Here is a 21,454-nt window from a genome sequence, read left to right on the forward strand (position 1 = left end):
CTGATGAATAGAAGCATGATTCGTTACCTCTTATCCAAACTCCTCTTAATCGAGGCAGGTCTCCTAATCGTTCCCCTAGTGGTCGCTGCAATCTATCGGGAACCTGCCAAGGTCTTTGTCTCCATTGGAGCAACCATGGCCATCCTACTTGCGTTTGGCCTCCTTGGTAGTTTTCACAAACCTAAGGATTTTCACATCTATGCTAAGGAAGGAGTCCTGATTGTAGCACTTTGTTGGATCCTATGGTCCTTCTTTGGTGCCCTTCCCTTTGTCTTTTCGGGCCAAATTCCAAACATTATCGATGCCTTCTTTGAAGTCAGCTCCGGCTTTACAACAACAGGGGCAACGATTTTAGACGATGTGGGTGTCCTCAGCCACTCTCTCCTCTTTTGGCGTAGTTTTACCCACTTGATAGGGGGGATGGGAGTATTGGTCTTTGCCCTTGCGATTATGGACAATAACAAGAACAGCCACCTTGAAGTCATGAAGGCAGAGGTTCCTGGTCCAGTTTTTGGCAAGGTCGTTTCCAAATTAAAAAACACGGCTCAAATCCTCTACTTCTTGTACTTGGGTTTGTTCTTCCTCTTTGTGATTCTTTATTTCCTTGCTGGCATGCCCCTGTATGATAGTTTCGTCATCGCCATGGGGACGGCTGGTACTGGGGGCTTTACCGTCTTTAACGATGGGATCGCTCACTACAACAGTAGTCTAATTACCTATTTGGTCAGTATCGGGGTCTTGGTCTTTGGGGTTAACTTTAACCTCTACTACTTCCTTATGATCCGAAAATTCAAGGCCTTCTTTAAAGATGAGGAATTGCGGACCTACATCACTATTGTAATCCTATCTAGCGTATTGATTGCCTACAATTGCCTTCATCTCTATGCTAATGTTGCGAAGAGCTTTGAGATTTCCTTCTTCCAAGTGTCCAATATCATCACCACCACCGGTTTTGGTTATGGAACGACGGAAAAATGGCCTCTCTTTTCTCAGTTCATCCTCTTAATGCTGATGGTCATCGGTGGGTCTGCTGGCTCGACCGCTGGGGGGTTAAAAGTCATTCGGTGCTTGACCTTGTGGCGAATCGCAAAAAATCAGGTTCTTTCGACCTTGTCTCCAAATCGCGTTTTGACCTTGCATGTCAACGATACGGTACTCGATAAGGATACCCAACATCAGATCCTCAAGTACTTTACAATATACAGTTTTATTACGATCGGCTTACTCTTTGTAGTGAGTCTAGACAACAATAACTTCATGACGGTTGTCAGTGCTGTCTTTAGTTGTTTCAACAATATTGGACCTATGATTGGTACGGGTCAAACCTTCTCCATCTTTAGTCCGATTTCAAAACTGTTACTTTCCTTAGCCATGATTGCCGGACGGCTTGAAATCTATCCAATGATTCTGCTCTTCCTGCCTAAAACATGGTCTAAACGCTGATAAAACGAGAGTGTTATAAAAAAATGAGGCTGGGACAAAAGTCCTAGCCTCTTAATTGTTTTTGGATTGTCGAGCAAGACGCAGTGGTTGAGTGGGCTCTACAACGCTGATTTCATCAGCATTTACAGCCCTACTCAACTGTGCGGAGGTGGGACAACGAAATCGAATTCTAACGAATTACCGATTTCTGTCCCACTCTCATTTCTGTTTATTTGTGATCGTCCTATTTTGATTCTTCATTTCGTCTCAGACTAAAGTGGTCTGGCAGAGGGTCTGGTCCCGCTTGGGTACCAGGATGGCATCGCAAGATTCTCGCAACCCCCATCAAGACACCTTTCACACCAAAGCGTTCAATCGCTTGGATCATATAATTGGAACAGGTCGGTTGAAAGCGACAAGAAGGCGGAAATAGGGGAGAGATCCATTTTTGATAGCCTCTGACCATAGCAATCAGGATTTTTTTCATGATTTTTTAGATTTAGTCACTGCTAGATTGTGCAACTGGCTAATTTCTTTTTTGTTCAAGCGACGGTATTCACCCGGACGAAGTCCTGAGACATCTAGGTTTCCAAACTGGGTTCGGGAGAGTTTGTCCACTAAAAGTCCTACAGCTTCAAACATCTTTTTGACCTGGTGGTTGCGCCCTTCATGAATGGTCAACTGAACCACTGAACGGTTCTTTTCAACATCCACTTTTAAGATCTCGTAAGTCGCTGGCTTGGTTTTCTTGCCATCAATGGTCACCCCTCGTGTCAAGGGACGCAAATTTTCCTTATTGGCAATCCCTTTGACACGCGCCACATAGACCTTATCAATCTCATTACGTGGGTGAATCATCTCATCTGTAAAATCACCATCATTGGTCAAAATCAAGACACCAGATGTATCCCAGTCCAAACGTCCCACTGGGTAGATACGCTCTGGCACTTGAGATAAAAGGTCAACGACTGTTGTCCGCCCTTTATCATCAGATACACTAGAGATGACGCCACGTGGCTTATTTAAAAGATAGTAGACCTTTTCTTCGTTGTAGATTGGAGTGCCTTCTACTTCAACCTGATCACCGGTCTTAATAATAGTCGCTAATTCACGCACAACTTGGCCATTTACTGTAACCAAGCCTTGCTTGATCAGTTCTTCGGCCTTGCGACGACTAGCCACGCCTGCATGGGCAATATATTTGTTAATTCTCATCTAGTTCCTCTGTTCTCTCTGAAAATAATTGACCTTCTTCTGGATCAATGTCCACTTCTTCAACCTTTGGTAATTCCTCCAAATGATTGATTCCCATATAATCCAAAAAATACTCCGTCGTGACATACAAATTGGGGCGCCCGAGGACTTCTTTTTTCCCATCCTCTCGGATCAGATCAAATGACAGTAGTTTGGTAATGGCACCGCTGGAATTGACACCCCGAATATCATCGACCTCCACACGGGTGATCGGTTGCTTATAAGCAATGATTGATAAGGTTTCGAGGGCAGCCCGAGACAAACTTTGGTTCATGGGCGTTCTAGAATAGTCTCGTAAAACCGAAGCGTAGTCTGCCTTTGTCACCAATTTATAACGGGAAGCTGTCTCCATCAAACACAGACTGCTATCTGTGTCCTCCTGGTATTTTTGGCTTAATTTTTCTAAACTTTGCACCACACCTGTCGGAGGTAAAGAGAGAAGGTCTGCGATTTGTCTGGCAGTAATTCCTTCTTCACCCGCTACAAATAAGAGTGCTTCAATTTCAGCTAATTTGCTCATGTTCAATCCTATTTAAGTAAATTTCTCCAAAAGCCCTATCCTGGATCACCGTTACTTCTTGAATCTTGATCAATTCAAGGGCTGCAAGAAATAGAGTAATGACCTCTTGGAGATCCGTTGCTTCTAGAAACAAGTCCTGCAAGAGAACTTGTGAGCGATCGTGGAATCGGTGACGCAGCTGGTCCATCAGATCCTCAATCTTGTATTCATCCTTTACAATGGTTGTATGGTTCTGGCGGAATTCTTCTTTTTTCTTGGTCAATAGTTTTGAGAAAGCCAAGAAGAGATCCACCGTGGTGCGATCATGAAGTAATTCGGTATCGTCATAAATCAATTCCATCTTTGGTTTTGAATAATAGAGGGCGCGCTCCTCGTGCTGAGAGGCCATCAACTCTCCTAATTGCTTGTAAGTACGGTACTCTTCCAATTGAGAAAGGAGGTCCTGCTCGAGATCCTCTGCTTCATCCATCTCCTCTGCAACCTTAGGAAGAAGTCTTCGACTCTTGATCAAGGTTAGTTGACTAGCCATCAGCATGTATTCTCCTGCTACCTCTAGTTTCATAGCCTGGAGGGTCGCCAGATAAGCCAGATACTGTTCGATCACCTCAATCAAGGGGACCTCATAGATATCCATCTGGTATTTAGAGACCAAGTGGAGCAAGAGGTCCAAAGGCCCTTCAAAATCTTTAATTTTAATATCCATTATTTATATTTTTCTAGTGTCACCATGGTTTTTAGGCCCAATTCACGCGCAATACTAAAAAGATCCACACCGAGTTCACGTTGTTTCAAAATATACTGCTCACGAATCGATTGTGCCGAAAGGTCTTGGTTGCCTTTTTCGATCAAGAAGGCTTCTAATTGTCGAAATCCCCACTGACGGGAGTAGCATTTTCCTTTATTATCAAAGAGATAAATACCATCTAGGAAGAGTTGCAATTCATCCAGTAACGGCTCTGGAACCTTTAAAACCCGTTTTTGGCCATCTTTGCCCACTCGAATGACATGAAAGTCCAGCTGAATATCTTCGACTTTGACTCGGAGGATCTCACTTGGCAACAAGCCCATCTCCAGAATCAACAAGGCCATCAAGCGTCCCTGTGGGTTGGTTGATTCTTCCCAAAAATGGGTCAGATCCAACAATTCCCGATCATGGGTCTTGGCCGGTTGAATTTTAGGCAATACCAAACGATGGTATTCAGAAATAAAGCGTTCTTGATACAAATAATATAAAAATTGGTTGACGGCGGATAATTTTCGTTTTTGGACCGCCGGTTTAAAATCTTTAATCGAAGCTTGGTAAATTCTCAAATTTGTCGGTGTCACTTTTCCATGGATCGACTCAATAAATTGGTCCAAATCATAGAAATAGGCAGACTGAGAATTTTCACTTAATTCTTTTTGGTCAATAAAACTTGCAATAAATTCTTTCATTTTGGAATCATCTCGTATTCATTTGAAAAATCATGCATTAGCGAATTGATGGCTTTAAGAATCGATTTCCGTGTAATAATCCCTTGGAAATACCCTTCTTCATCCACCACCGAAAGGAAGGAGTCATCCACCAACTTGTGAAGGACTTCTGTCAAATTGAAGTCTAAGCCGATGACCCCGACCTCTTTTTTTGCAACGTCTACGATATCCATCGAGGCAAAAGTCTCCTCAGGAATCTCGTGTTTCAATTGATAAGATAGAATATCCGTTAGGGAGATCGTCCCCACAAACTTGCGTTCATCCGTCACTACCGGAATACGACTATAGCTAATCTGGCTCAACAACAGGACAGCATGGTCTACATTGTGGTTATCAATCAAGACCGCTAAATTTTTGGCCGGAGTTAAGAACGTTTCTTCCTGCGCCAGCAAGAAACGTTCAAATTCCTTTGCTATCATCTGCTAAACTCCTTTGTCAATTCAGGATACAACTCATGATCTCGCGTATAATACTCTACCTTGAAGTTAGAATCATCTATCTCAATTTTAGCATAGAGACACTCTCGAATCAGACCGCGTGGCTGACTAACGGATCCAGGATTCACAAAGAGGGTTCTTCCTTCCTTCCAAGCATCTGGGATATGAAGGTGGCCGTAAAGACAGATATCTGCTTCTTCCTCTTGGGCCCACAGATCCAATTTTTGAAAACTAAAATTGATCTGGAAGAGATGCCCATGGGTCTGGATGATTCGTGTTGGCCCTAGTTGGGTCACCAAGCGTTCTGGATAGCCATCATAAAAATCCATGTTTCCTTGGACAACGTGAATCCCTTCCCAGACAGGATCATCACTTTTTAGTTCAGAATCCCCATTGTGAAAGATCCCATCGACCTGGCCTAGGTATTTTTCTTTAATAGCTTCAACAATGGAGCGGTCTCCATGCGAGTCACTCATAACGATGATTGTTTGCTTTGCCATGATGGAAATACCTCCAATAACTTTTTAACAGCTAAAGCACGATGCGATTGTGTATTTTTTTCTTCAAGTGTTAATTCCGCAGCAGCACGGCCCGTTTCCCCAACTAAGAAGAGTGGATCATAGCCAAACCCGTTTTCACCCTTAGGTTCAAAATTAATATACCCTGGCCAATCAGCTTCAACCACCAAGCTTTCCTTGCCTGGCCTTGCGACCACCAAGGTCGTATGGAACTGGGCTGAACGGTCTTTCAAGTCAAAGACCATGGCCAATTCGTGCAACAATTTCGCATTATTTTCCGCATCTGTCGCACCAACTCCCGCAAAGCGAGCGGACCAAACTCCTGGTAAGCCTCCCAAGATATCTACCTTCAAACCTGAATCATCCGCTAAAACTGTTTTCCCAGTTAGCTCTGCGATGGTTTCAGCTTTTAGGCGGGCATTCTCTTCGAAGGTCATCCCTGTTTCTTCGACTTCTGGAAGCTCTGGGTATTGATTGAGATTTTCCACTTCAAAGCCTAGCTTTTCAAACATATTACGGAATTCTTTGGTTTTTCCTTCATTTCGAGTCGCAATAAGAATCGTATCTTTGACCTTGTCTTGACCCAAGAAGGCTTCCAAATCCACCCCATCACTTGGCAAATGTAAATAGAGCAATTTCCCTTTTTCAACCAAGAGCAAGGCTCCTTGACGCTGGATAATTTCAAAAGATCTTCCCTTGACTTCATTCAAGATTTCCGTCAAAAAGGTTAGGAAACGAAAGGCTGATCCATAGCGCATCACCGATAGATTGAGAGGAAATCCTTCAGGATCCTTGGCAAAGAGAAGTTCCAGCTGGTCTAAAAGAGTGGAAGCTTCCGCAGGAACTTGACTAAATTGGTTGTAGTCTGCATCTTCTCCCCATTGGGCAATATACCAATCTTGGGAATCTTTGTATTCAAATAGTTTGTCACTCATAAATTTACGTGCTCCACATTCACTGAACGTTCTAGCCATTTTTCGGCAATCGCTGCAAAGCTATTAGCATTTGCAGTGGTATAAAAGCGGTGGGTCTTCTCTAAGAGTTCGCGGCTCTTATTGAGCTCAAAATAGTTTAATAAGACGGAAATATCCCGAACACACTCCGCTCCACTATCAATCAATTTGACATCCGGTCCCATCACATTTTGAATAATCGGTTTTAACAGAGGATAATGGGTACATCCCAAGACTAAGGTATCAACCTTTCCAACTAGTGGTTTTAGGGTTTCGTAAACCACCTTTTTGGTCACACTGGATGCCAATTCGTTTGATTCCACTAAAGGAACAAACTTGGGACAAGCTAAACTGGTGACTTTCATATCTGGTGCCAGACTTTGAATCTTCTCTTTATAAATTCCAGAAGAAACCGTCATCGGTGTCCCAATCACCCCAATTTTTTGATGGGTCGTTGATTTAATGGCTGCAGAAGCTCCGGGCAAAATCACTCCCAAAACAGGAATATCAAGTTTTTCCTTGACTTCTTCCCAAACCACTGCAGTCGCTGTATTACAAGCTAAAACAATCATCTTGACATTTTTGGTCAGAAGGAAGTTCACCATCTGCCAAGTATACTCGCGAATTTGGTCTGCTGGTCTAGGACCATAAGGTGCACGTGCTGAATCTCCAATATAGACGACATCTTCGTGAGGAAGCTGACGGAGCAATTCGCGGACAACAGTCAAGCCCCCTACTCCAGAATCTAAAAAACCAATCGGTCGGTTATCCATATCTCTTCCTTCCAAAAGGAGGGACTAAGAAATTCCTCCAAGCCCCTCTCATTTATTATCGTGAGATTGCCCCACTCTTATTTTTTCTTGTTTTTCGCCATTGCTGATTTTTGTTGAGTCACAATTTGGCGATAGACTTGTTGAACTTTTGCTTCGCTTGGACGTTGGCCACTCGCACCTAAAAGTGTGCGGACTGCTTCAACATTCAAACGTGGATTTGATGCAAATTCTTTTTCAAATTGACGACGAAGCAAGAACATTCCTGCAACCATCCCACCAAAGAAAGCCAAAATAATCAACAAAATTCCTAAAAAGAGATTCATACAATTTTCTCCGATCCATTATTTTTACATAACTATCATTATATCAGACAATCGCTTATTTTTCAATGTCAAAGCCGTAGAGTGTCGCAAGATAATCTTCTGGTTTTTCTGCTCGACGAATCAAACGGGCCTGCCCATCTTCTTGAAGCAAAACTTCTGCAGAACGCAATTTGGCATTGTACTGATACCCCATTGAAAATCCATGGGCTCCGGTATCATGGATCACGAGCAAATCTCCAATCTCCGTCACTGGTAATTCACGTTGTTTAGCAAATTTATCGTTATTTTCACAGAGACTTCCCACAACATCGACCACTTCAGTCGGTCCATCTGGACGATCCATATTGGTAATATGGTGATAAGCACCGTACATAGCCGGTCTAAGAAGGTTCACAGCTGAAGCATCGACACCCACATAGGTCCGGTAGGTTTTCTTTTTATGCGTCACTCTGGTTACCAAAAGACCGTGTGAAGCTAGCATAAAGCGACCAAGTTCGGTATAGATTTTCACATGGCCAAGTCCTGCCGGTTTGAGAATCTCATCAAAAACGCGGTGCACGCCTTCCCCAATAATGGCAATATCATTTGGTTCTTGCTCTGGCTTGTAATTGACCCCAACTCCACCAGAGAGGTTGATGAAGCCCAAATGGACACCTGTTTTCTCGACGACTTCCACTGCCAATTCAAAAAGTTGACGCGCTAGCTCTGGATAGTAATCGTTGGATACTGTATTAGAAGCTAACAAGGCGTGAATGCCAAACTCTTCCACACCCAGTTCTTTCAACTCGATAAAGGCTTGAATCAATTGCTCCTTGGTCATTCCAAACTTGGCTTCTTCCGGATTGTCCATAATATCAGTTCCCAGTTCAAAAACTCCACCAGGATTATAACGGCAAGAAATAACCTTGGGGATGCTAGTCACAGACTTCAAGAAAGCAATGTCTTCATAGGCGTCCAGATTGATCGTCGCTCCTAATTCTCTAGCATAGACAAATTCATCAGCTGGCGTGTTGTTAGAAGAAAACATGATCTCTTTTCCACTAAAGCCAAGTTTATCTGCCATTAACAATTCGACGTAGCTGGCAGTGTCAACTCCACAGCCCTCTTCTTGCAAAATTTTTAGGATCGATGGGTTCGGAGTCGCCTTGATGGCAAAGTATTCTTTAAATCCTTCATTCCAAGCAAAAGCTCGATGGAGGGCACGAGCCGTTTCACGAATTCCTGCTTCATCATAGAGATGAAAAGGGGTAGGAAATTCTTGGGTCAGGCTTTCTAATTGTTCACGGGTTACAAAAGGTATTTTCATAAGTACTCATTTCTATTCTGTAGTCACTATAAGTATAGCACAAGTCGGAAGACAAAAAAAGCCGAGGCTATTGCCCCAGCTCAATCTCTCTTTGATTAGTCGTTTCTTCCGAAGATACGAAGAAGGCTGATAAAGAGGTTGATAAAGTCAAGATACAGTTCCAAAGCCATGGCCACTGCCCAGCCTGTCGCAGGTTGACCATTGGTTTGATCATAGACATAGCGGATTTTTTGGTTATCCCAAGCTGTCAATCCTGCAAAGAGGAAGACAGAGATAATACTCAAGATATAATCCATGCCAGAACTTCTCAAGAACATGTTCACAACAGAAGCGATGATCACACCGATCAAGACTCCCATCAAGGCACGTCCCATTCCAGAAAGGTCTTTTTTCACGACGCGTCCGATAGCACCCATGACAATAAACATCAAGGCACTGACCAAGAAAGCCTTATAAACCGTCGCTTGCATGTAGCGAGCAATGATAAAGCTCAAGGTAAAGCCATTCAAAGCTGAGTAGATCAAGAAGATCGGAAGAGCAGACGGGCTATTTTTAACAGCCTTCCCACTGGCAACAAAGACCAAGATCAATTCTACAACAACTGCTGCATAGTAAACCATTGGTGCTGTTGTCAAGATTTGAACGAAGAAATCTTGAAAGACTGTCATCATAAGACCAGAGACAAGGGCTGAAATCCCAACACCGATCCCAACTAATGAGTAGATTTTGTTATAAAAAGCATTCAATCCACTTTGTTCTTGGATTACTGAATCATTATACATATAAACAAGTTCCTTTCAAATTTGTTTACTACGATTTTAACATTTTTCGATGAAAAAATCTCCTTTTGGCCATCTTTTTACGCCAAGGTTCTGAAGCTTCCTTAACAGCCCAGTATTTATCCACCATGGTCACCACGAAGGATTCTTTGTAGCGAGGCGGAGCAAGGGTAGCCCCCCACATGTGTTTAATGATGATATCTTCTTCCTTAGCATTGAGATCTGTAATCTTTCGCGCATTTCTCACGGCAATGCGTGGATGGATCCAGGCGTGACTCTTGGTAAACTTGGTCTCACGCCAATCATAGTAAAAGAGGTCATGCAAGAGGCCACCCCGAGCCGTACTTTTAGCATCCCAGCCAAATTTTTTTGCCAATTTATAACTAGTATAGCTAACATGAATGGAATGCTCCAAACGATTGGAATGAATATGATGAGGAATGTCGGCTAATTTTTGAACCTTAGGGTGCTGAATCAACTGTCCCACATAGGTCATGTATTCTTTGTCACGATGATATTGCATCAGATCACCACCTTTCCTTGATAGGCTCTCCCAATAAGATTTCCACCAATTTCTTTTTTCAACTTAAGTATACTGCTTTTTCTCAAAAATTCCTTAAATGAAACATCAAAATTCCAGCAGCTACTGCAACATTCAAACTCTCAGCCCGACCTGGCATGGTAATATGAACAAGCTGGTCGGCTCGTGTAGCCATTTCTGGACTGATGCCCTTGCCTTCATTACCCATTACCAAAATCAATTGATCAATCTGAGGGAGCTGACGGTAATCGATGGAAGCTTCTGATAGCGTCGTTGCGAGGACCGCTAGATTGGATTGACTAGCTCGTTCAAACAGTTCTTCTCGGTCCATTTTCCAGATAGGAAGATGGAAATGACTGCCCTGCATGGATCGAAGAGTCTTGAGACTGTATAGATCTGCGGATGCTTTCGAAAGCATAACACCATCAAAGCCGGCTGCATCTGCTGTTCGAATCATGGTTCCCACATTACCTGGATCTTGGACATCCTCCAAATAGAGGTAACGACCTTGTAACTGATCTGGAAGTTCTGGCTGCTCTAGAAGAATCTCTGCGACAATTCCTTGAGGGGTCTTCGAATCAGCCAAGAGACTCAAGATCTCCGAAGTCACGACAGTGACGTTTTGGATATTCTCTACCCGGTCTAAATAAGCTTCTAAAACAAAGATCTGACGAATCTCCGCCTGATTTTCTACTGCCTCTTCAAAGAGATGCCAACCTTCAATGAGATAGGAATCTGTCCGATATTTTTTTTGATGTAATTTTTTAGCATTTTTGATTACATTATTGGATTTAGACGTTATAATATTCATAGACCTATTATAGCACAAAGAAAAAGAAGAAATCATGCCTCAGATAGATTTCTTCGAGTCAAGGAGGATGCACATGCAAAAGGTAAAAATGATTGCCCAAGGACGGGTTCAAGGAGTTGGTTTTCGCTGGGGAGTCTACAGTCTTGCCTTGGAGATTGGTGGGATCACTGGCCGTGTCTGGAATAATGACGATGGGACGGTTGGTATTCTAGCTCAGGCAGAGTCTAGCAGTCAAATGGCCAAATTCATCCAAGAAATACGCAAAGGTCCTACGCCGTTTGCGCATGTGACTTATTTGGATGTTACGTTAGCAAACTTTGAAAACTATAAGGACTTCAAAATTGCAAATTAAGGCTAGAGAACTATTGTGTATTTTCAAAAAAAACAGTAGAATAGAAAGGTAACATTTTAAAAAAGAAGGAACGATTTGTGAAAAAAAATAAACTTGCATTATTGGCATCGATGGGACTAGCTTCGCTCGTCTTCTTATCAGGATGCGTGAGTGTCGATCGGAAAACTGGAAATCCAACTGGATTGATTTGGAATCTTCTTGGCCGTCCAATGGGCGAAGCCATCAAATTCTTTGCGAATAACCTTGGCTTGGGCTTTGGGATCGGGATTATTATCGTCACCTTAATCGTGCGTTTAATCATCTTGCCACTTGGTTTGTACCAATCATGGAAGGCAACCTACCAATCTGAAAAGATGAACTACTTAAAACCCATCCTTGGCCCAATCCAAGAGCGCATGAAAAACGCTAGCACACAAGAAGAAAAGCTATTGGCACAACAAGAATTAATGGCTGCTCAACGTGAAAATGGGGTTAGCATGTTTGGTGGAGTTGGATGTTTACCACTCTTGATCCAAATGCCATTCTTCTCTGCCCTCTTCTTTGCAGCTCAGCACACCAAAGGGGTGGCAGAAAGTAGTTTCCTTGGTATTGCTCTTGGGAAACCAAGCTTGCTCTTGACGGCTATCGTAGCGGTTCTCTACTATATCCAAAGTATGCTCTCTCTTCATGGGATTGAAGATGAAACCCAAAAGGAAAGTATGCGTAAAGCATCACTGATGAGCCCGATTATGATCGGTGTCTTCTCATTGATCTCTTCAGCCGGAGTGACTCTTTACTGGGTAGTCGGTGGGGTGATCCAAATTATCCAACAATTTGTCATCAACTACTTGATTCGTCCAAATCTTCGCAAGCGGGTCGCTGAGGAATACAAAAACAATCCTCCAAAAGCGACTAGTCACCGTGTGAAAAAAGACGTTACACCAACTGCAACGACACAAATTCAACACAAACCAAAAAACAACCGCAATGCAGGAAAACAACGCAATAAAAAGTAGTACAAACTTCTAAATTCTAGCGGAATTACTTAAGCACCTGAACCCTTTAGTTCAGGTGCTTTTTTAATCCCTTTCAATCAAGGAAGAATTATTCTCTCACAAGGGGATTAAGAGCACAGAAAAACAAGCCCTCTTGGAGTGCTTGCTCTTTATATTTATGCTGTTTTTTCTACATTCAAAATTTTCACTTGGTAGCTTCCAGCTGGTGTCTCAACAGTGACAACGTCACCTGTCTTCTTACCAATCAATGCGTGACCGATTGGGCTTTCGTTCGAGATCTTCCCTGCAAAGGCATCTGCCCCTGCTGAACCGACGATGCTGTATACTTCTTCATCTGTTTCGCCAACTTCTTGAACGGTAACGGTTTTTCCGATCGCTACTTCGTCTACTGCAACAGCGTCACTATCGACGATTTCCGCATAACGGATTTTTGTTTCCAAACTAGAGATTTGACCTTCCACAAAAGCTTGTTCATCTTTTGCTGCTTCGTACTCAGAGTTTTCTGAGAGGTCACCGTATGAGCGAGCGATCTTGATCCGTTCTACCACTTCAGGTCGACGGACCAATTTCAATTCTTCTAATTCTAGTTCTAATTTTTCTTTTTCTGCTAGGGTCATTGGGTATGTTTTTTCTGCCATTATTCTTCTCTTTCTATTATTTGAATGAAAAAGCTGTGGACGCGCCACATGCTTTTTCTAGTTTGAACTTGCTTGTGTCAATTTACTATTGACGTGTTCTTCTACATTTTTATTGTGTTCTTCGTATGTCTTAGCGAAGAAGACTTCACCATTTTCGACATTTGCGACAAAATACAAGTAGTCTGTCTTACTTGGGTTCACCGCCGCTTCGATCGCTGATACTCCAGGGTTATCCACTGGACCAGGCATCAAACCGGTATTCTTATAAATATTATAAGGTGAATCCAGCTCTGTATCGATCGTTGCATCTTCTTTCAAGGTCGTCTTTTGACCAAGCTTCCCTTCGGCATAAAGAATTGCAATATTACTTTGCAAAGGCATGTCTTGGTTCAAGCGGTTATAGAAGACACTTGCGATGTCTTTGCGGTCTTGATCCGTCGCCCCTTCTTTTTCAACCAAGGAAGCAAGGGTCAATACTTCGTTTACATTGATGTTCTTGCTCTCAAGTGTTTCATAATACGGGGTTAAGTTTTGATCCATGGCCGCCAGCATCTGATCGATCATTTCTTTCACTGTGGTATCTTTCCCATAGTTATAAGTTGCTGGGAAAAGATAACCTTCCAAACGATAGCGAACACCAGAATCCTTACTTGGCAGGTTAGCCAAGAGCTTAGGATATTTGGCCACCATCTTCTCAATAAAGGCATCATCTTGGACAGCCTTCAAGAAATCTTCTTTCTTAAATGGAGTCTTTCCTGCCTTCTTACTAGAGACATCTGCTGTGATAGCCGTCGCAATCTGATCGATCGTATAGCCTTCTGGAATCGTCACCTTTCCAAGAACTGGAGCCTGAGGAGTTTTAGTCCCCTCTTCCTGCAGTTTTTGGATGATGGTTTCTAAATCCATGCTCTTTTGAAGGTTGAAATAACCGGATTTGAAATTGCTATAGTTCTTGAACTTGGTATAGTAGTTAAAGAACTGACCATTTTTCACGAGTCCTTTTTTCTCAAGGATCGCGCCAATCTCACGATTACTTGAACCTGCTGGAATCTCAACCGTCACGAATTCTGTTGCATTTTTATCCATTGGCTTGACAGCTGAATGGATATAGGTCGCTGCAAAGATACCTGTAGCCACGATCACAATCAGCAAAAGGCTGACCACTGTCCGCACAATTCGTTTAGCGATTTTATTTTGTTTCTTTTGTTTTTGTTGGCGCTGGTTACGAGAAGAGCGAGATAAGCTTTCCTCTACCGGTTCCTGACTTGGTTCTTTTATAAAAGGCTTTGTGGACTCACTCTTTTCTTCTACAATAGGAGTCGCCTTTTCTGGCTCCACTGGTATTTCTGTGGAAGCCACAACAGCTTCTTCTTTTGGAGGTGGTGTTGCTTCTTCCTCCTCTTTCAGTGAAGAAGGGGTTTCAATGCTTCGATCAGGTAGATCATACTCTTTTTCGATCTTTAGAAGTTGCTCATTTGCCTCTTCTAAATCTCTGAGGATCTGCTCTTTGAAGCTTAATAACTTCTCACTGTCTTGTGATTTATCAGTCAAATAATTGACCTCCCTCATCATAATCCTTAATATTATATCTTAAAAGATTTAGAAAAGCAATACAAATCGCCCTTCTTCTTCAAAATACCTATTTAATCAAGGTTTTCATTTTCCCAGACCAGATTGTACCAAACTTCACCTGCATATTGGGATTTCGAAAGACCTTCATTGGTGAACCCTTGCTTCTCGTAATAAGGAATCAAATAATCATGACAGGTCAGATTGATCCCTTGACGATGATCTTTCACCGCAATCTCTTTGAGCGCATCAAGCAAGAGGGTTCCAACCCCTAGTCCTTGGGCTTCTTTGGCAATGGATAGACTCGTGATGGAAATAAAACCCTGTTCTAGATGGCTTAGATCTTCAACCTTTGAAAAAGAGGAATCGATCAAATAGCGCTCCGGTCTAACAGGTCCTTCTAAGTACCCTAAAATCTGACCTTCGCACTCTGCTACAAGAAAAGTCGCTTGAATCTTTTCAATGTGATCTTTTAAAATCTCACGCGCAATCGCTTCTTCTTCTGAGAAATTCTCAAGCTCAATGCGCTCGATGGCATCCAAATCCTGCAGCTCTGCCTGTCTAATGTGAATCTTTTCTTTCATCATTTACTCCTTCTATCGTTCCCAAACCATATGGACACCTCGATCAGACTCAGCTTCATCTCGAAATCCTTGCTGGGAAAAATAAGATAGTAAGTCTTCTGGGCAATCGATCCAAATGGCTTCCTTTTCCTTTTGAACAGCTAGATCCTTTAAAGCAGCGATTAAAATAGAACCATAGCCTTGACCTTGAAAGGCTGGTCTCACTGCTAGTCGCAATACAATTAGGTCTCTTTTTAAAGGCTGGTCTTCTGTCGCCAACAAGTAAGCCACAGCATCCCCCGCCTGCTCTGCAAGCAAAGAAATGGCTTCCTTCGAACCTAGCGCTTCCTCAAGAGTGGCCCTGTGCTCCTTTCCTTCATTGCCATGAAGTTCTTCTTCTAGTAACAGCAGCTGTTCTTGATCAGCTGGGGTGATTGATCGAATCATCATCCTGCTTTCCTCATCTCATACTCCTTCAGTGGACAGATAAATTTGAGTCTGGAACCAAAAGATTCCAGACTCAATCATCTCTTATTGTACACTATGTGTCAAACTAGATAATAAACGCTCAAATGAGTATTCATAGGTTTGAATATCTCCTGCTCCCATAAAGACATAGACTGCATTATCATGGTCAAGAAGAGGAGAAACATTCTCAGCTGTAATAATCGCTGAGCGTTTGACAATTTTTGCTTCCAAATCTTCAACTTTCACATCGCCGTGATCGACTTCACGCGCAGAGCCATAGATCTGTGCCAAGTAAACAGCATCTGCTTGATTCAAGGCTTCTGCAAATTCATCTAACAAGGCAATGGTCCGTGTAAAGGTATGTGGTTGGAAAATGGCCACAATCTCTTTACTTGGGTATTTTTGACGGGCCGCATCCAAGGTTGCAATAATTTCCGTTGGATGGTGCGCAAAGTCATCGATGATCACTGTTCCATTGACTACTTTTTCAGTAAAGCGACGTTTCACTCCAGCAAAGGTCTTCAAATGCTCGCGGACTAAATCTAAATCAAATCCTGCAATGTAAAGCAAACCAATGACTGCTGTAGCATTCATGATGTTGTGACGACCAAATGTTGGGATATGGAATTGCCCCAAATCTTCTCCACGGAAATGAACGTTGAAGGTTGAACCTGTCGTTGAGCGAAGCAAGTTGCTTGCCACAAAATCGTTCGTCTCCTTATCAAAACCATAGTAATAAATTGGTGCTGATGAGGTAATCCGACGCAATTCTTTGTCTTCTCCGTAGATGAAGAGGCCCTTACTGATTTGTTTGGCATAATCGTTAAAAGCATTAAAGACATCTTCCAAGCTCGTGAAATAGTCTGGATGGTCGAAGTCAATATTGGTGATGATGCTGTATTCAGGATGGTAAGGCATAAAGTGGCGTTCATACTCATCTGATTCAAAGACAAAGTATTTGGCTGCTGCAGAGCCACGACCTGTCCCGTCACCAATCAAATAACTGGTGTCAGTGATATTTGATAAGACGTGAGAAAGCATCCCTGTTGTCGAGGTTTTTCCGTGTGCTCCGGCAACCCCCATGCTGACGAAGTCACGCATAAATTCACCAAGGAATTCATGGTAGCGTTTATAAGTTAGGCCATGCTCATCTGCATAAGCAATTTCCACATTGTTATCTGGACGGAAAGCATTCCCGGCAATGAGGATCTTGTCGCCTTCCAAATTTTTCACATCAAATGGATAAATTTGAATTCCTACTTGTTCCAAGCCACGTTGCGTAAAGTAATACTTCTCAACATCTGACCCTTGAACCGTATGTCCCATTTGGTGAAGCATGAGGGCTAAAGCACTCATCCCTGCTCCTTTAATTCCAATAAAATGGTATGTATTAGACATGTTTTCTCCTTATTCTTGATCTAGATGGGTTAAATCCAATTCTTGTTTGATTGGCTGTGGTTTCAACTTGTGCTGATCTTTATTGTATATTTGGCTAGTCTTTAAGAAATCATAATTGTTTTTCTTTTCAGTCGGTTCTGCCACTTCTGGTTCTCCTGCAGATTCGAACTCTGCAAGGATCAACTGATCTTGTCGTAATCGTTTGCTATATTTCAATAATTCACCCGGATTTTCCTTTTGGAAGGGAGCCGTTGGCTGACCAGGTTTTCGTTCAGAAATAAACGGTTTTTTCCGTTTACTTGTAGTAGCTGCTGGATCCGTTGTCAGATAGGGAGCTGTGCGTTTCTTTTTCAGATCTTCACGAGCGCGCTCTCTCGCTTCCTCTGCATAACGATTGGCTGGGCTTTTTTTATCAATCGGCTCTTTAAAATCAGGTTTTCTTACTGGCCGTCTTTTCGGTAGGGGCTCTTCTAATGGTTGGTGGTAAGGATGCTTAGGTTTGGTATTTTCAGCAATCGGTTGCCATTCCAAATAATTTTTATCCACATAGTCGCCTGTAATGTTACTAATCAAGTCTGTTTCATCATACAGGTTCATGTGGGGCATCTCTGTTAACATCAACTCATTATCCCCTACTTGAGGAAAATATTTTTCTGTCATGCTTTCTTCCTTTCGACACTCCATTAATTATAAACTATTCACAGAATTTTTCAAGCTATTCTGACTGAATTCCAAGAATCTCACGAATTTCCTCAACCGATAAACTAGATCGTGTTTCCGTTCCGTCTAAAATCGTTGAGACCAAGTGTCTTTTGGAAGCTTGTAGTTCTTGGATTTTTTCTTCGATCGTACCACGAGTAATCATGCGGTAAACTTCAACATTTTGTTCCTGTCCCATTCGATGGGCACGTCCAATAGCCTGGTCTTCCACTGCAGGATTCCACCACAAATCGACTAAGATGACCGTATCGGCACCAGTGAGGTTCAATCCAACCCCTCCAGCCTTCAGAGAAATGAGAAAAGCATGGCGCTCACCTGCATTAAAAGCATTGGTCATTTCTTGTCGATCTTTAGCGGGAGTAGAACCTGTGATTTTAAAGGAGGTCATGCCAAGCTGGTCAATCTCCTGCTCTAGGATATCCAGCATGCCTCTAAATTGAGAGAAGATCAAAACCCGGTGTTCGCCATCCTTGATTTGACCCAAAAGATCTCGAAGGCTCTCCAATTTCCCACTATCTCCCTGATAGTCTTCCATAAAGAGGGCGGGGGTATCACAGATTTGGCGAAGGCGCATGAGACCCGAGAGAATTTCCACCTTACTCCGATTTAGTTCTTCCTCGCTAGAGCTTCGAACCCGATCTTGAATTTGTTTTAATTGAGCCAAATAGATCGTTTTTTGGCTTTCATCCAACTCATTGTGGTAGGTTGTTTCAATCAAGTCCGGTAATTCTTGGAGCACTTCATCTTTTTTCCGTCTCATGACAAAAGGTTTGACAAATCGTGCAATGGTCTCAGGACTCAATTTTTGAAATTCTCTTTTAGCTGGGAAGAGCCCTGGAAGGACAATTTGGAAAATGGACCAGAGTTCACCCACATGATTTTCAATCGGTGTCCCAGATAGGGCAAACACATGCGGAACCTCAAAGCCACGTAAGTGTTGGGCAATCTTGGTTTGGGCATTTTTCATGACCTGGGCTTCATCTAGAATCAAGTACTCATACTGATTCTTCTGGTATTCCTCCACATCTTGACGAAAAGACGCGTAACTAGTGATAACTACCTGTGGATTGGTTGCGATGAGTTCATCTCGGTGCTGCTTGAGACCATAGACGACTGCCACTTCCATCTGAGGAGCGAATTTTGAAAATTCTTGTTTCCAATTGTAGATGAGACTAGATGGAGCTAGAATCAAGATTTTAGTTTCTTTTTTTGCGACACTGGTCAAGAAGGAAATAGTCTGCAGGGTTTTCCCAAGCCCCATATCATCCGCTAAAATACCACCAAAACCATAATGATTTAACATGGAGAACCATTTAACCCCTGTTTCTTGGTAATCCCTTAGGGTCGCTTGGATTGTCATCTGAGGGAGTTGGAAGTCTTCTGGATGAGTCAAATCATGAGCTAAATTTCGAAAGTCTTCTGAAAAATGAACATTGTCTTGATCTGCCAACAAATCAGATAGCTGATAAGCGGCAATCCGGCGGGCTTGTAGTTTCCCACCCTTGCTCATTTTCGCCCGCAGATCTGCTAAGGCTCGACTGATCTTCTTGGTTTCTTCATCAAAGACAAGAACTTTCCCTGTATGGCTGACAAAATAGTCTTTTTGCCCTACTAGAGCTTTGAGGACCTGGTCCACTTCGGCTGGATCCACACTTTCAAAGTCAAAACCGATCTCCAGTAGACTGCCATTGGTTTTAACATCAATTTTTGGACGCTCCACTTGATAAAGATCTAAAAGGCTATCAGAGAGGGTAACCTCTCCTAAGGCTTCAAAAGTCGGGATCTGTTGGTGAAAGAATGGATAGATTTGCTCACTTGATAAAGGACTTCTTTGGGAAGAAAAATCATCCGTAAAACCTGCTGCTAGCATGGTTGAAAAAACTTCTTGCTCCTTATCGAAATCACTAGAATAAGGAAGATTGAGAAGTTCCTCACGCGTGGTCACCACACGATCCTGGTATTGAAAGACAACATCCAGTAATACAGTCTGATCCTGTGCTAGATCAAAATGAAATTCCGGAGTGAAATCGTGGATTAAAAAGCTGGTCGGGGCTGTTATTTGTCCCAGTTTTTTGAACTCTTTTAGACTATAGGAAAGTTTGGTCTGATCCGTTGGACCAAAATGCAGGCGTTTTTTGCGATCCTGATCCATTGGAAGATCTTGGATGGCCTTCCATAGGGTTCGCTGTTGGGGCGTCAGGTGATAGAAGACACCATTTCGAAACAGGTAAACAGCCGACTCGACAACCTTCACTTGTGGCTCCGTAATGATCAATTCGTAAAAATCACCATGGTCTTCCACCTGAAAATGAAAGAGATCTTCCTCCCCATGGACATCCTGAAAATAGACTTCAGAAAAATCATACAAGCTGTATTGCAAGAGGAAAGAATCCAAATTCATCAGTAATTCTACAGCTTCTTCAAAGAGAGTCGGTGGAAAATAAAGATGGCGCCCAGCATTGGGAAAGAAATCTTGCTCTTTCGAGCCACTATCTGTGACCAAGCCTTGTAGGAAATTGATCACATCCTGACTAGGCCCATCAAATTCTAAATAAGAAATGGGTTCATAGTAACTTTTGCCAATTGCAAAGTGGCCTTCTTTTTGAAGGGTCTGCAAAAAAGCTAGCACATCTCTGATCACATAAGAACGCTCGTCTGGCAAGCGACGAATGCGAAGGGTCCACAAGAATTGACCAGAGTATTCATCCTCCTGCCCGACTGCTGATAAGACATAACGTGTTGCTTTCTTTTCGATTTTTGGAAGAACCTGGTCTAAAAACAAACTTCCAAAAGAGACCTTCTCCTGCGTTTCTTCAGTCGCCGTGGCGTCTTCTTCAAGACTTGCAAGAGCTGCTTTCCCACTGTCATCATTCTTCAAGAAAGCTTCTACAGCTGCCAGATGCGTACAGAATTTTTTCTTTTGAAAGAAAGCACAGCTACAAAAAACGGCGTCGTCATCCAAACTGTACCGCAAGCTTTCTTCTTCCACCCGAAAATACAGGTATTTTTCTTTTACTTCCTGAAGGGAAACCTTCCCAGCTTCATAGAGAAGGCTCCCTTGTGAACGAACCTTCCCAGGAATTAATTTTGCCATGTTTACCACCTTAGATTAATCCCTTTATTATACCATATTTAAGATAAAATTAGAAAAGATAATTTTACTATTAAAAGGATTTTAACTTACTTTTAGAAAAAAACTGAGACAGTCTTGTCCCAGCTTTTCACCTGATTTCGTAATAGAGTTACCTCAATCAGCTATCCATGATTTTTCTCTTTTAACCGTCTGAGCGAACAATAGACAGAATAGCTAAATAGAGAGGAGAAAGATCCCGATAGCCCACAAAAAATACGACCTATTTTTTAATAAAATCCCCAACAATAGGATCAAGAGCTCCAAGCTTACGATCGAACCGAGAAACAAGAGATACAGATAGATTTTAAATAATAAGTACACAAACCTAAAGCTCTCATGATCTTCATGAGTTTACTCTACTCATCCTTAAAAAAGCATAAGGAATAAAGAATATCCGGACTATGAAACTACGCATCTGACTATCCTTCACTTCATTTTACCAGCTTATTAAAAAAAGCAACGCTTATGCGCTACTTTTAGTTGTTTTCATAGTTGGAAGAATGAGCGT

24 protein-coding genes are annotated in these 21,454 nt (G+C 42.4%); 3 read left to right on the forward strand and 21 right to left on the reverse strand.

Annotated elements, in window-relative coordinates:
- The first annotated feature begins 3 nt into the window (after positions 1-3).
- Positions 4-1,443, forward strand: coding sequence for a TrkH family potassium uptake protein (locus NMM13_RS01905; protein WP_021153700.1), 1,440 nt, complete (start codon positions 4-6; stop codon positions 1,441-1,443).
- 223 nt (positions 1,444-1,666) lie between these two features.
- Here NMM13_RS01905 and yidD read toward each other — a convergent pair whose 3' ends face one another.
- The 14 genes from yidD to NMM13_RS01975 all read right to left on the reverse strand — a co-directional run bounded on the left by yidD (position 1,667) and on the right by NMM13_RS01975 (position 11,110).
- Positions 1,667-1,909 (reverse strand): membrane protein insertion efficiency factor YidD, encoded by a 243-nt coding sequence (gene yidD / locus NMM13_RS01910; RefSeq protein ID WP_195487478.1) that lies wholly within the window; start codon positions 1,907-1,909, stop codon positions 1,667-1,669.
- Entirely contained in the window at positions 1,906-2,637 is a 732-nt protein-coding gene (locus NMM13_RS01915; RefSeq protein ID WP_013904014.1) for a pseudouridine synthase, read from the reverse strand. Before NMM13_RS01915 ends, yidD begins: the two co-directional genes overlap by 4 nt.
- On the reverse strand, positions 2,627-3,196 hold the full coding sequence (gene scpB / locus NMM13_RS01920; protein ID WP_254727240.1) for an SMC-Scp complex subunit ScpB: 570 nt from the start codon (positions 3,194-3,196) through the stop codon (positions 2,627-2,629). The genes NMM13_RS01915 and scpB overlap by 11 nt, the downstream gene beginning before the upstream one ends.
- Entirely contained in the window at positions 3,180-3,899 is a 720-nt protein-coding gene (locus NMM13_RS01925) for a segregation/condensation protein A (protein ID WP_254727242.1), read from the reverse strand. The genes scpB and NMM13_RS01925 overlap by 17 nt, the downstream gene beginning before the upstream one ends.
- Positions 3,899-4,630, reverse strand: coding sequence for a site-specific tyrosine recombinase XerD (gene xerD / locus NMM13_RS01930; RefSeq protein WP_061590848.1), 732 nt, complete (start codon positions 4,628-4,630; stop codon positions 3,899-3,901). The genes NMM13_RS01925 and xerD overlap by 1 nt, the downstream gene beginning before the upstream one ends.
- Positions 4,627-5,088: a cyclic-di-AMP-binding protein CbpB gene (cbpB, locus tag NMM13_RS01935; RefSeq protein WP_045759761.1), complete on the reverse strand. Its 462-nt coding sequence runs from the start codon at positions 5,086-5,088 to the stop codon at positions 4,627-4,629. The genes xerD and cbpB overlap by 4 nt, the downstream gene beginning before the upstream one ends.
- Entirely contained in the window at positions 5,085-5,606 is a 522-nt protein-coding gene (locus tag NMM13_RS01940) for a metallophosphoesterase (RefSeq protein ID WP_049472070.1), read from the reverse strand. Before NMM13_RS01940 ends, cbpB begins: the two co-directional genes overlap by 4 nt.
- The gene (locus NMM13_RS01945; protein WP_049514902.1) at positions 5,579-6,559 is read right to left on the reverse strand and encodes a nucleoside-triphosphate diphosphatase; all 981 of its coding nucleotides are present in this window, start codon (positions 6,557-6,559) and stop codon (positions 5,579-5,581) included. Before NMM13_RS01945 ends, NMM13_RS01940 begins: the two co-directional genes overlap by 28 nt.
- Positions 6,556-7,350 (reverse strand): glutamate racemase, encoded by a 795-nt coding sequence (gene racE / locus NMM13_RS01950; RefSeq protein WP_049472068.1) that lies wholly within the window; start codon positions 7,348-7,350, stop codon positions 6,556-6,558. The genes NMM13_RS01945 and racE overlap by 4 nt, the downstream gene beginning before the upstream one ends.
- 77 nt (positions 7,351-7,427) lie before the next feature.
- Positions 7,428-7,673, reverse strand: a complete 246-nt coding sequence (locus NMM13_RS01955) for a YneF family protein (protein WP_013904022.1) — start codon at positions 7,671-7,673, stop codon at positions 7,428-7,430.
- A gap of 55 nt (positions 7,674-7,728) precedes the next feature.
- Positions 7,729-8,979, reverse strand: a complete 1,251-nt coding sequence (locus NMM13_RS01960; protein WP_045763981.1) for a diaminopimelate decarboxylase — start codon at positions 8,977-8,979, stop codon at positions 7,729-7,731.
- A 95-nt stretch (positions 8,980-9,074) separates the two neighbouring features.
- Positions 9,075-9,761 carry a Bax inhibitor-1/YccA family protein gene (locus NMM13_RS01965; protein ID WP_003008369.1) on the reverse strand — a complete coding sequence of 229 codons (687 nt, stop codon included), beginning with the start codon at positions 9,759-9,761 and terminating at the stop codon, positions 9,075-9,077.
- Between the two features lie 28 nt (positions 9,762-9,789).
- Positions 9,790-10,281 (reverse strand): HD domain-containing protein, encoded by a 492-nt coding sequence (locus NMM13_RS01970; protein WP_013904023.1) that lies wholly within the window; start codon positions 10,279-10,281, stop codon positions 9,790-9,792.
- Between the two features lie 82 nt (positions 10,282-10,363).
- Positions 10,364-11,110 carry an RNA methyltransferase gene (locus NMM13_RS01975; RefSeq protein ID WP_254727243.1) on the reverse strand — a complete coding sequence of 249 codons (747 nt, stop codon included), beginning with the start codon at positions 11,108-11,110 and terminating at the stop codon, positions 10,364-10,366.
- A gap of 73 nt (positions 11,111-11,183) precedes the next feature.
- Between NMM13_RS01975 and NMM13_RS01980 the strand changes: the two genes are divergently transcribed.
- Both NMM13_RS01980 and yidC read left to right on the forward strand, forming a co-directional pair.
- Positions 11,184-11,462, forward strand: coding sequence for an acylphosphatase (locus NMM13_RS01980; protein WP_041826422.1), 279 nt, complete (start codon positions 11,184-11,186; stop codon positions 11,460-11,462).
- A 77-nt stretch (positions 11,463-11,539) separates the two neighbouring features.
- Positions 11,540-12,457 carry a membrane protein insertase YidC gene (gene yidC / locus NMM13_RS01985; RefSeq protein ID WP_368077069.1) on the forward strand — a complete coding sequence of 306 codons (918 nt, stop codon included), beginning with the start codon at positions 11,540-11,542 and terminating at the stop codon, positions 12,455-12,457.
- A gap of 155 nt (positions 12,458-12,612) precedes the next feature.
- Here yidC and greA read toward each other — a convergent pair whose 3' ends face one another.
- The 7 genes from greA to NMM13_RS02020 form a co-directional block, all read right to left on the reverse strand.
- Positions 12,613-13,095 (reverse strand): transcription elongation factor GreA, encoded by a 483-nt coding sequence (greA, locus tag NMM13_RS01990; RefSeq protein ID WP_013904027.1) that lies wholly within the window; start codon positions 13,093-13,095, stop codon positions 12,613-12,615.
- A 57-nt stretch (positions 13,096-13,152) separates the two neighbouring features.
- On the reverse strand, positions 13,153-14,667 hold the full coding sequence (mltG, locus tag NMM13_RS01995) for an endolytic transglycosylase MltG (protein ID WP_254727246.1): 1,515 nt from the start codon (positions 14,665-14,667) through the stop codon (positions 13,153-13,155).
- A 71-nt stretch (positions 14,668-14,738) separates the two neighbouring features.
- On the reverse strand, positions 14,739-15,248 hold the full coding sequence (locus NMM13_RS02000) for a GNAT family N-acetyltransferase (protein ID WP_254727249.1): 510 nt from the start codon (positions 15,246-15,248) through the stop codon (positions 14,739-14,741).
- Positions 15,249-15,260: 12 nt separating this feature from the next.
- Positions 15,261-15,677: a GNAT family N-acetyltransferase gene (locus NMM13_RS02005; protein WP_024054776.1), complete on the reverse strand. Its 417-nt coding sequence runs from the start codon at positions 15,675-15,677 to the stop codon at positions 15,261-15,263.
- Positions 15,678-15,758: 81 nt separating this feature from the next.
- Complete coding sequence (murC, locus tag NMM13_RS02010) at positions 15,759-17,093, reverse strand: UDP-N-acetylmuramate--L-alanine ligase (RefSeq protein WP_024054775.1); 1,335 nt, start codon at positions 17,091-17,093, stop codon at positions 15,759-15,761.
- 9 nt (positions 17,094-17,102) lie between these two features.
- On the reverse strand, positions 17,103-17,753 hold the full coding sequence (locus NMM13_RS02015) for a hypothetical protein (RefSeq protein ID WP_003017389.1): 651 nt from the start codon (positions 17,751-17,753) through the stop codon (positions 17,103-17,105).
- A 55-nt stretch (positions 17,754-17,808) separates the two neighbouring features.
- A complete protein-coding gene (locus tag NMM13_RS02020) occupies positions 17,809-20,907 on the reverse strand; it encodes a DEAD/DEAH box helicase (protein WP_254727252.1) in 3,099 nt (1,032 codons plus the stop codon).
- Positions 20,908-21,454 lie beyond the last annotated feature (547 nt).

This window comes from Streptococcus sp. CF8_St5-11 (genome assembly GCF_024295625.1).
Taxonomy (GTDB): domain Bacteria; phylum Bacillota; class Bacilli; order Lactobacillales; family Streptococcaceae; genus Streptococcus.

What these genes read in the sequence shown, in the direction of transcription:
- scpB (WP_254727240.1), bottom strand. Translation starts at nt 3,196, where the DNA reads ATGAGCAAATTAGCTGAAATTGAAGCACTCTTATTTGTAGCGGGTGAA.
- xerD (WP_061590848.1), bottom strand. Translation starts at nt 4,630, where the DNA reads ATGAAAGAATTTATTGCAAGTTTTATTGACCAAAAAGAATTAAGTGAA.
- NMM13_RS01970 (WP_013904023.1), bottom strand. Translation starts at nt 10,281, where the DNA reads ATGCAATATCATCGTGACAAAGAATACATGACCTATGTGGGACAGTTG.
- NMM13_RS01925 (WP_254727242.1), bottom strand. Translation starts at nt 3,899, where the DNA reads ATGGATATTAAAATTAAAGATTTTGAAGGGCCTTTGGACCTCTTGCTC.
- NMM13_RS01980 (WP_041826422.1), top strand. Translation starts at nt 11,184, where the DNA reads ATGCAAAAGGTAAAAATGATTGCCCAAGGACGGGTTCAAGGAGTTGGT.
- NMM13_RS02005 (WP_024054776.1), bottom strand. Translation starts at nt 15,677, where the DNA reads ATGATGATTCGATCAATCACCCCAGCTGATCAAGAACAGCTGCTGTTA.
- greA (WP_013904027.1), bottom strand. Translation starts at nt 13,095, where the DNA reads ATGGCAGAAAAAACATACCCAATGACCCTAGCAGAAAAAGAAAAATTA.
- yidD (WP_195487478.1), bottom strand. Translation starts at nt 1,909, where the DNA reads ATGAAAAAAATCCTGATTGCTATGGTCAGAGGCTATCAAAAATGGATC.
- NMM13_RS01975 (WP_254727243.1), bottom strand. Translation starts at nt 11,110, where the DNA reads ATGAATATTATAACGTCTAAATCCAATAATGTAATCAAAAATGCTAAA.
- NMM13_RS01915 (WP_013904014.1), bottom strand. Translation starts at nt 2,637, where the DNA reads ATGAGAATTAACAAATATATTGCCCATGCAGGCGTGGCTAGTCGTCGC.
- NMM13_RS01905 (WP_021153700.1), top strand. Translation starts at nt 4, where the DNA reads ATGAATAGAAGCATGATTCGTTACCTCTTATCCAAACTCCTCTTAATC.
- cbpB (WP_045759761.1), bottom strand. Translation starts at nt 5,088, where the DNA reads ATGATAGCAAAGGAATTTGAACGTTTCTTGCTGGCGCAGGAAGAAACG.
- mltG (WP_254727246.1), bottom strand. Translation starts at nt 14,667, where the DNA reads ATGATGAGGGAGGTCAATTATTTGACTGATAAATCACAAGACAGTGAG.
- NMM13_RS02020 (WP_254727252.1), bottom strand. Translation starts at nt 20,907, where the DNA reads ATGGCAAAATTAATTCCTGGGAAGGTTCGTTCACAAGGGAGCCTTCTC.
- NMM13_RS01960 (WP_045763981.1), bottom strand. Translation starts at nt 8,979, where the DNA reads ATGAAAATACCTTTTGTAACCCGTGAACAATTAGAAAGCCTGACCCAA.
- NMM13_RS01945 (WP_049514902.1), bottom strand. Translation starts at nt 6,559, where the DNA reads ATGAGTGACAAACTATTTGAATACAAAGATTCCCAAGATTGGTATATT.
- NMM13_RS02015 (WP_003017389.1), bottom strand. Translation starts at nt 17,753, where the DNA reads ATGACAGAAAAATATTTTCCTCAAGTAGGGGATAATGAGTTGATGTTA.
- NMM13_RS01965 (WP_003008369.1), bottom strand. Translation starts at nt 9,761, where the DNA reads ATGTATAATGATTCAGTAATCCAAGAACAAAGTGGATTGAATGCTTTT.
- NMM13_RS01955 (WP_013904022.1), bottom strand. Translation starts at nt 7,673, where the DNA reads ATGAATCTCTTTTTAGGAATTTTGTTGATTATTTTGGCTTTCTTTGGT.
- racE (WP_049472068.1), bottom strand. Translation starts at nt 7,350, where the DNA reads ATGGATAACCGACCGATTGGTTTTTTAGATTCTGGAGTAGGGGGCTTG.
- NMM13_RS02000 (WP_254727249.1), bottom strand. Translation starts at nt 15,248, where the DNA reads ATGAAAGAAAAGATTCACATTAGACAGGCAGAGCTGCAGGATTTGGAT.
- murC (WP_024054775.1), bottom strand. Translation starts at nt 17,093, where the DNA reads ATGTCTAATACATACCATTTTATTGGAATTAAAGGAGCAGGGATGAGT.
- NMM13_RS01940 (WP_049472070.1), bottom strand. Translation starts at nt 5,606, where the DNA reads ATGGCAAAGCAAACAATCATCGTTATGAGTGACTCGCATGGAGACCGC.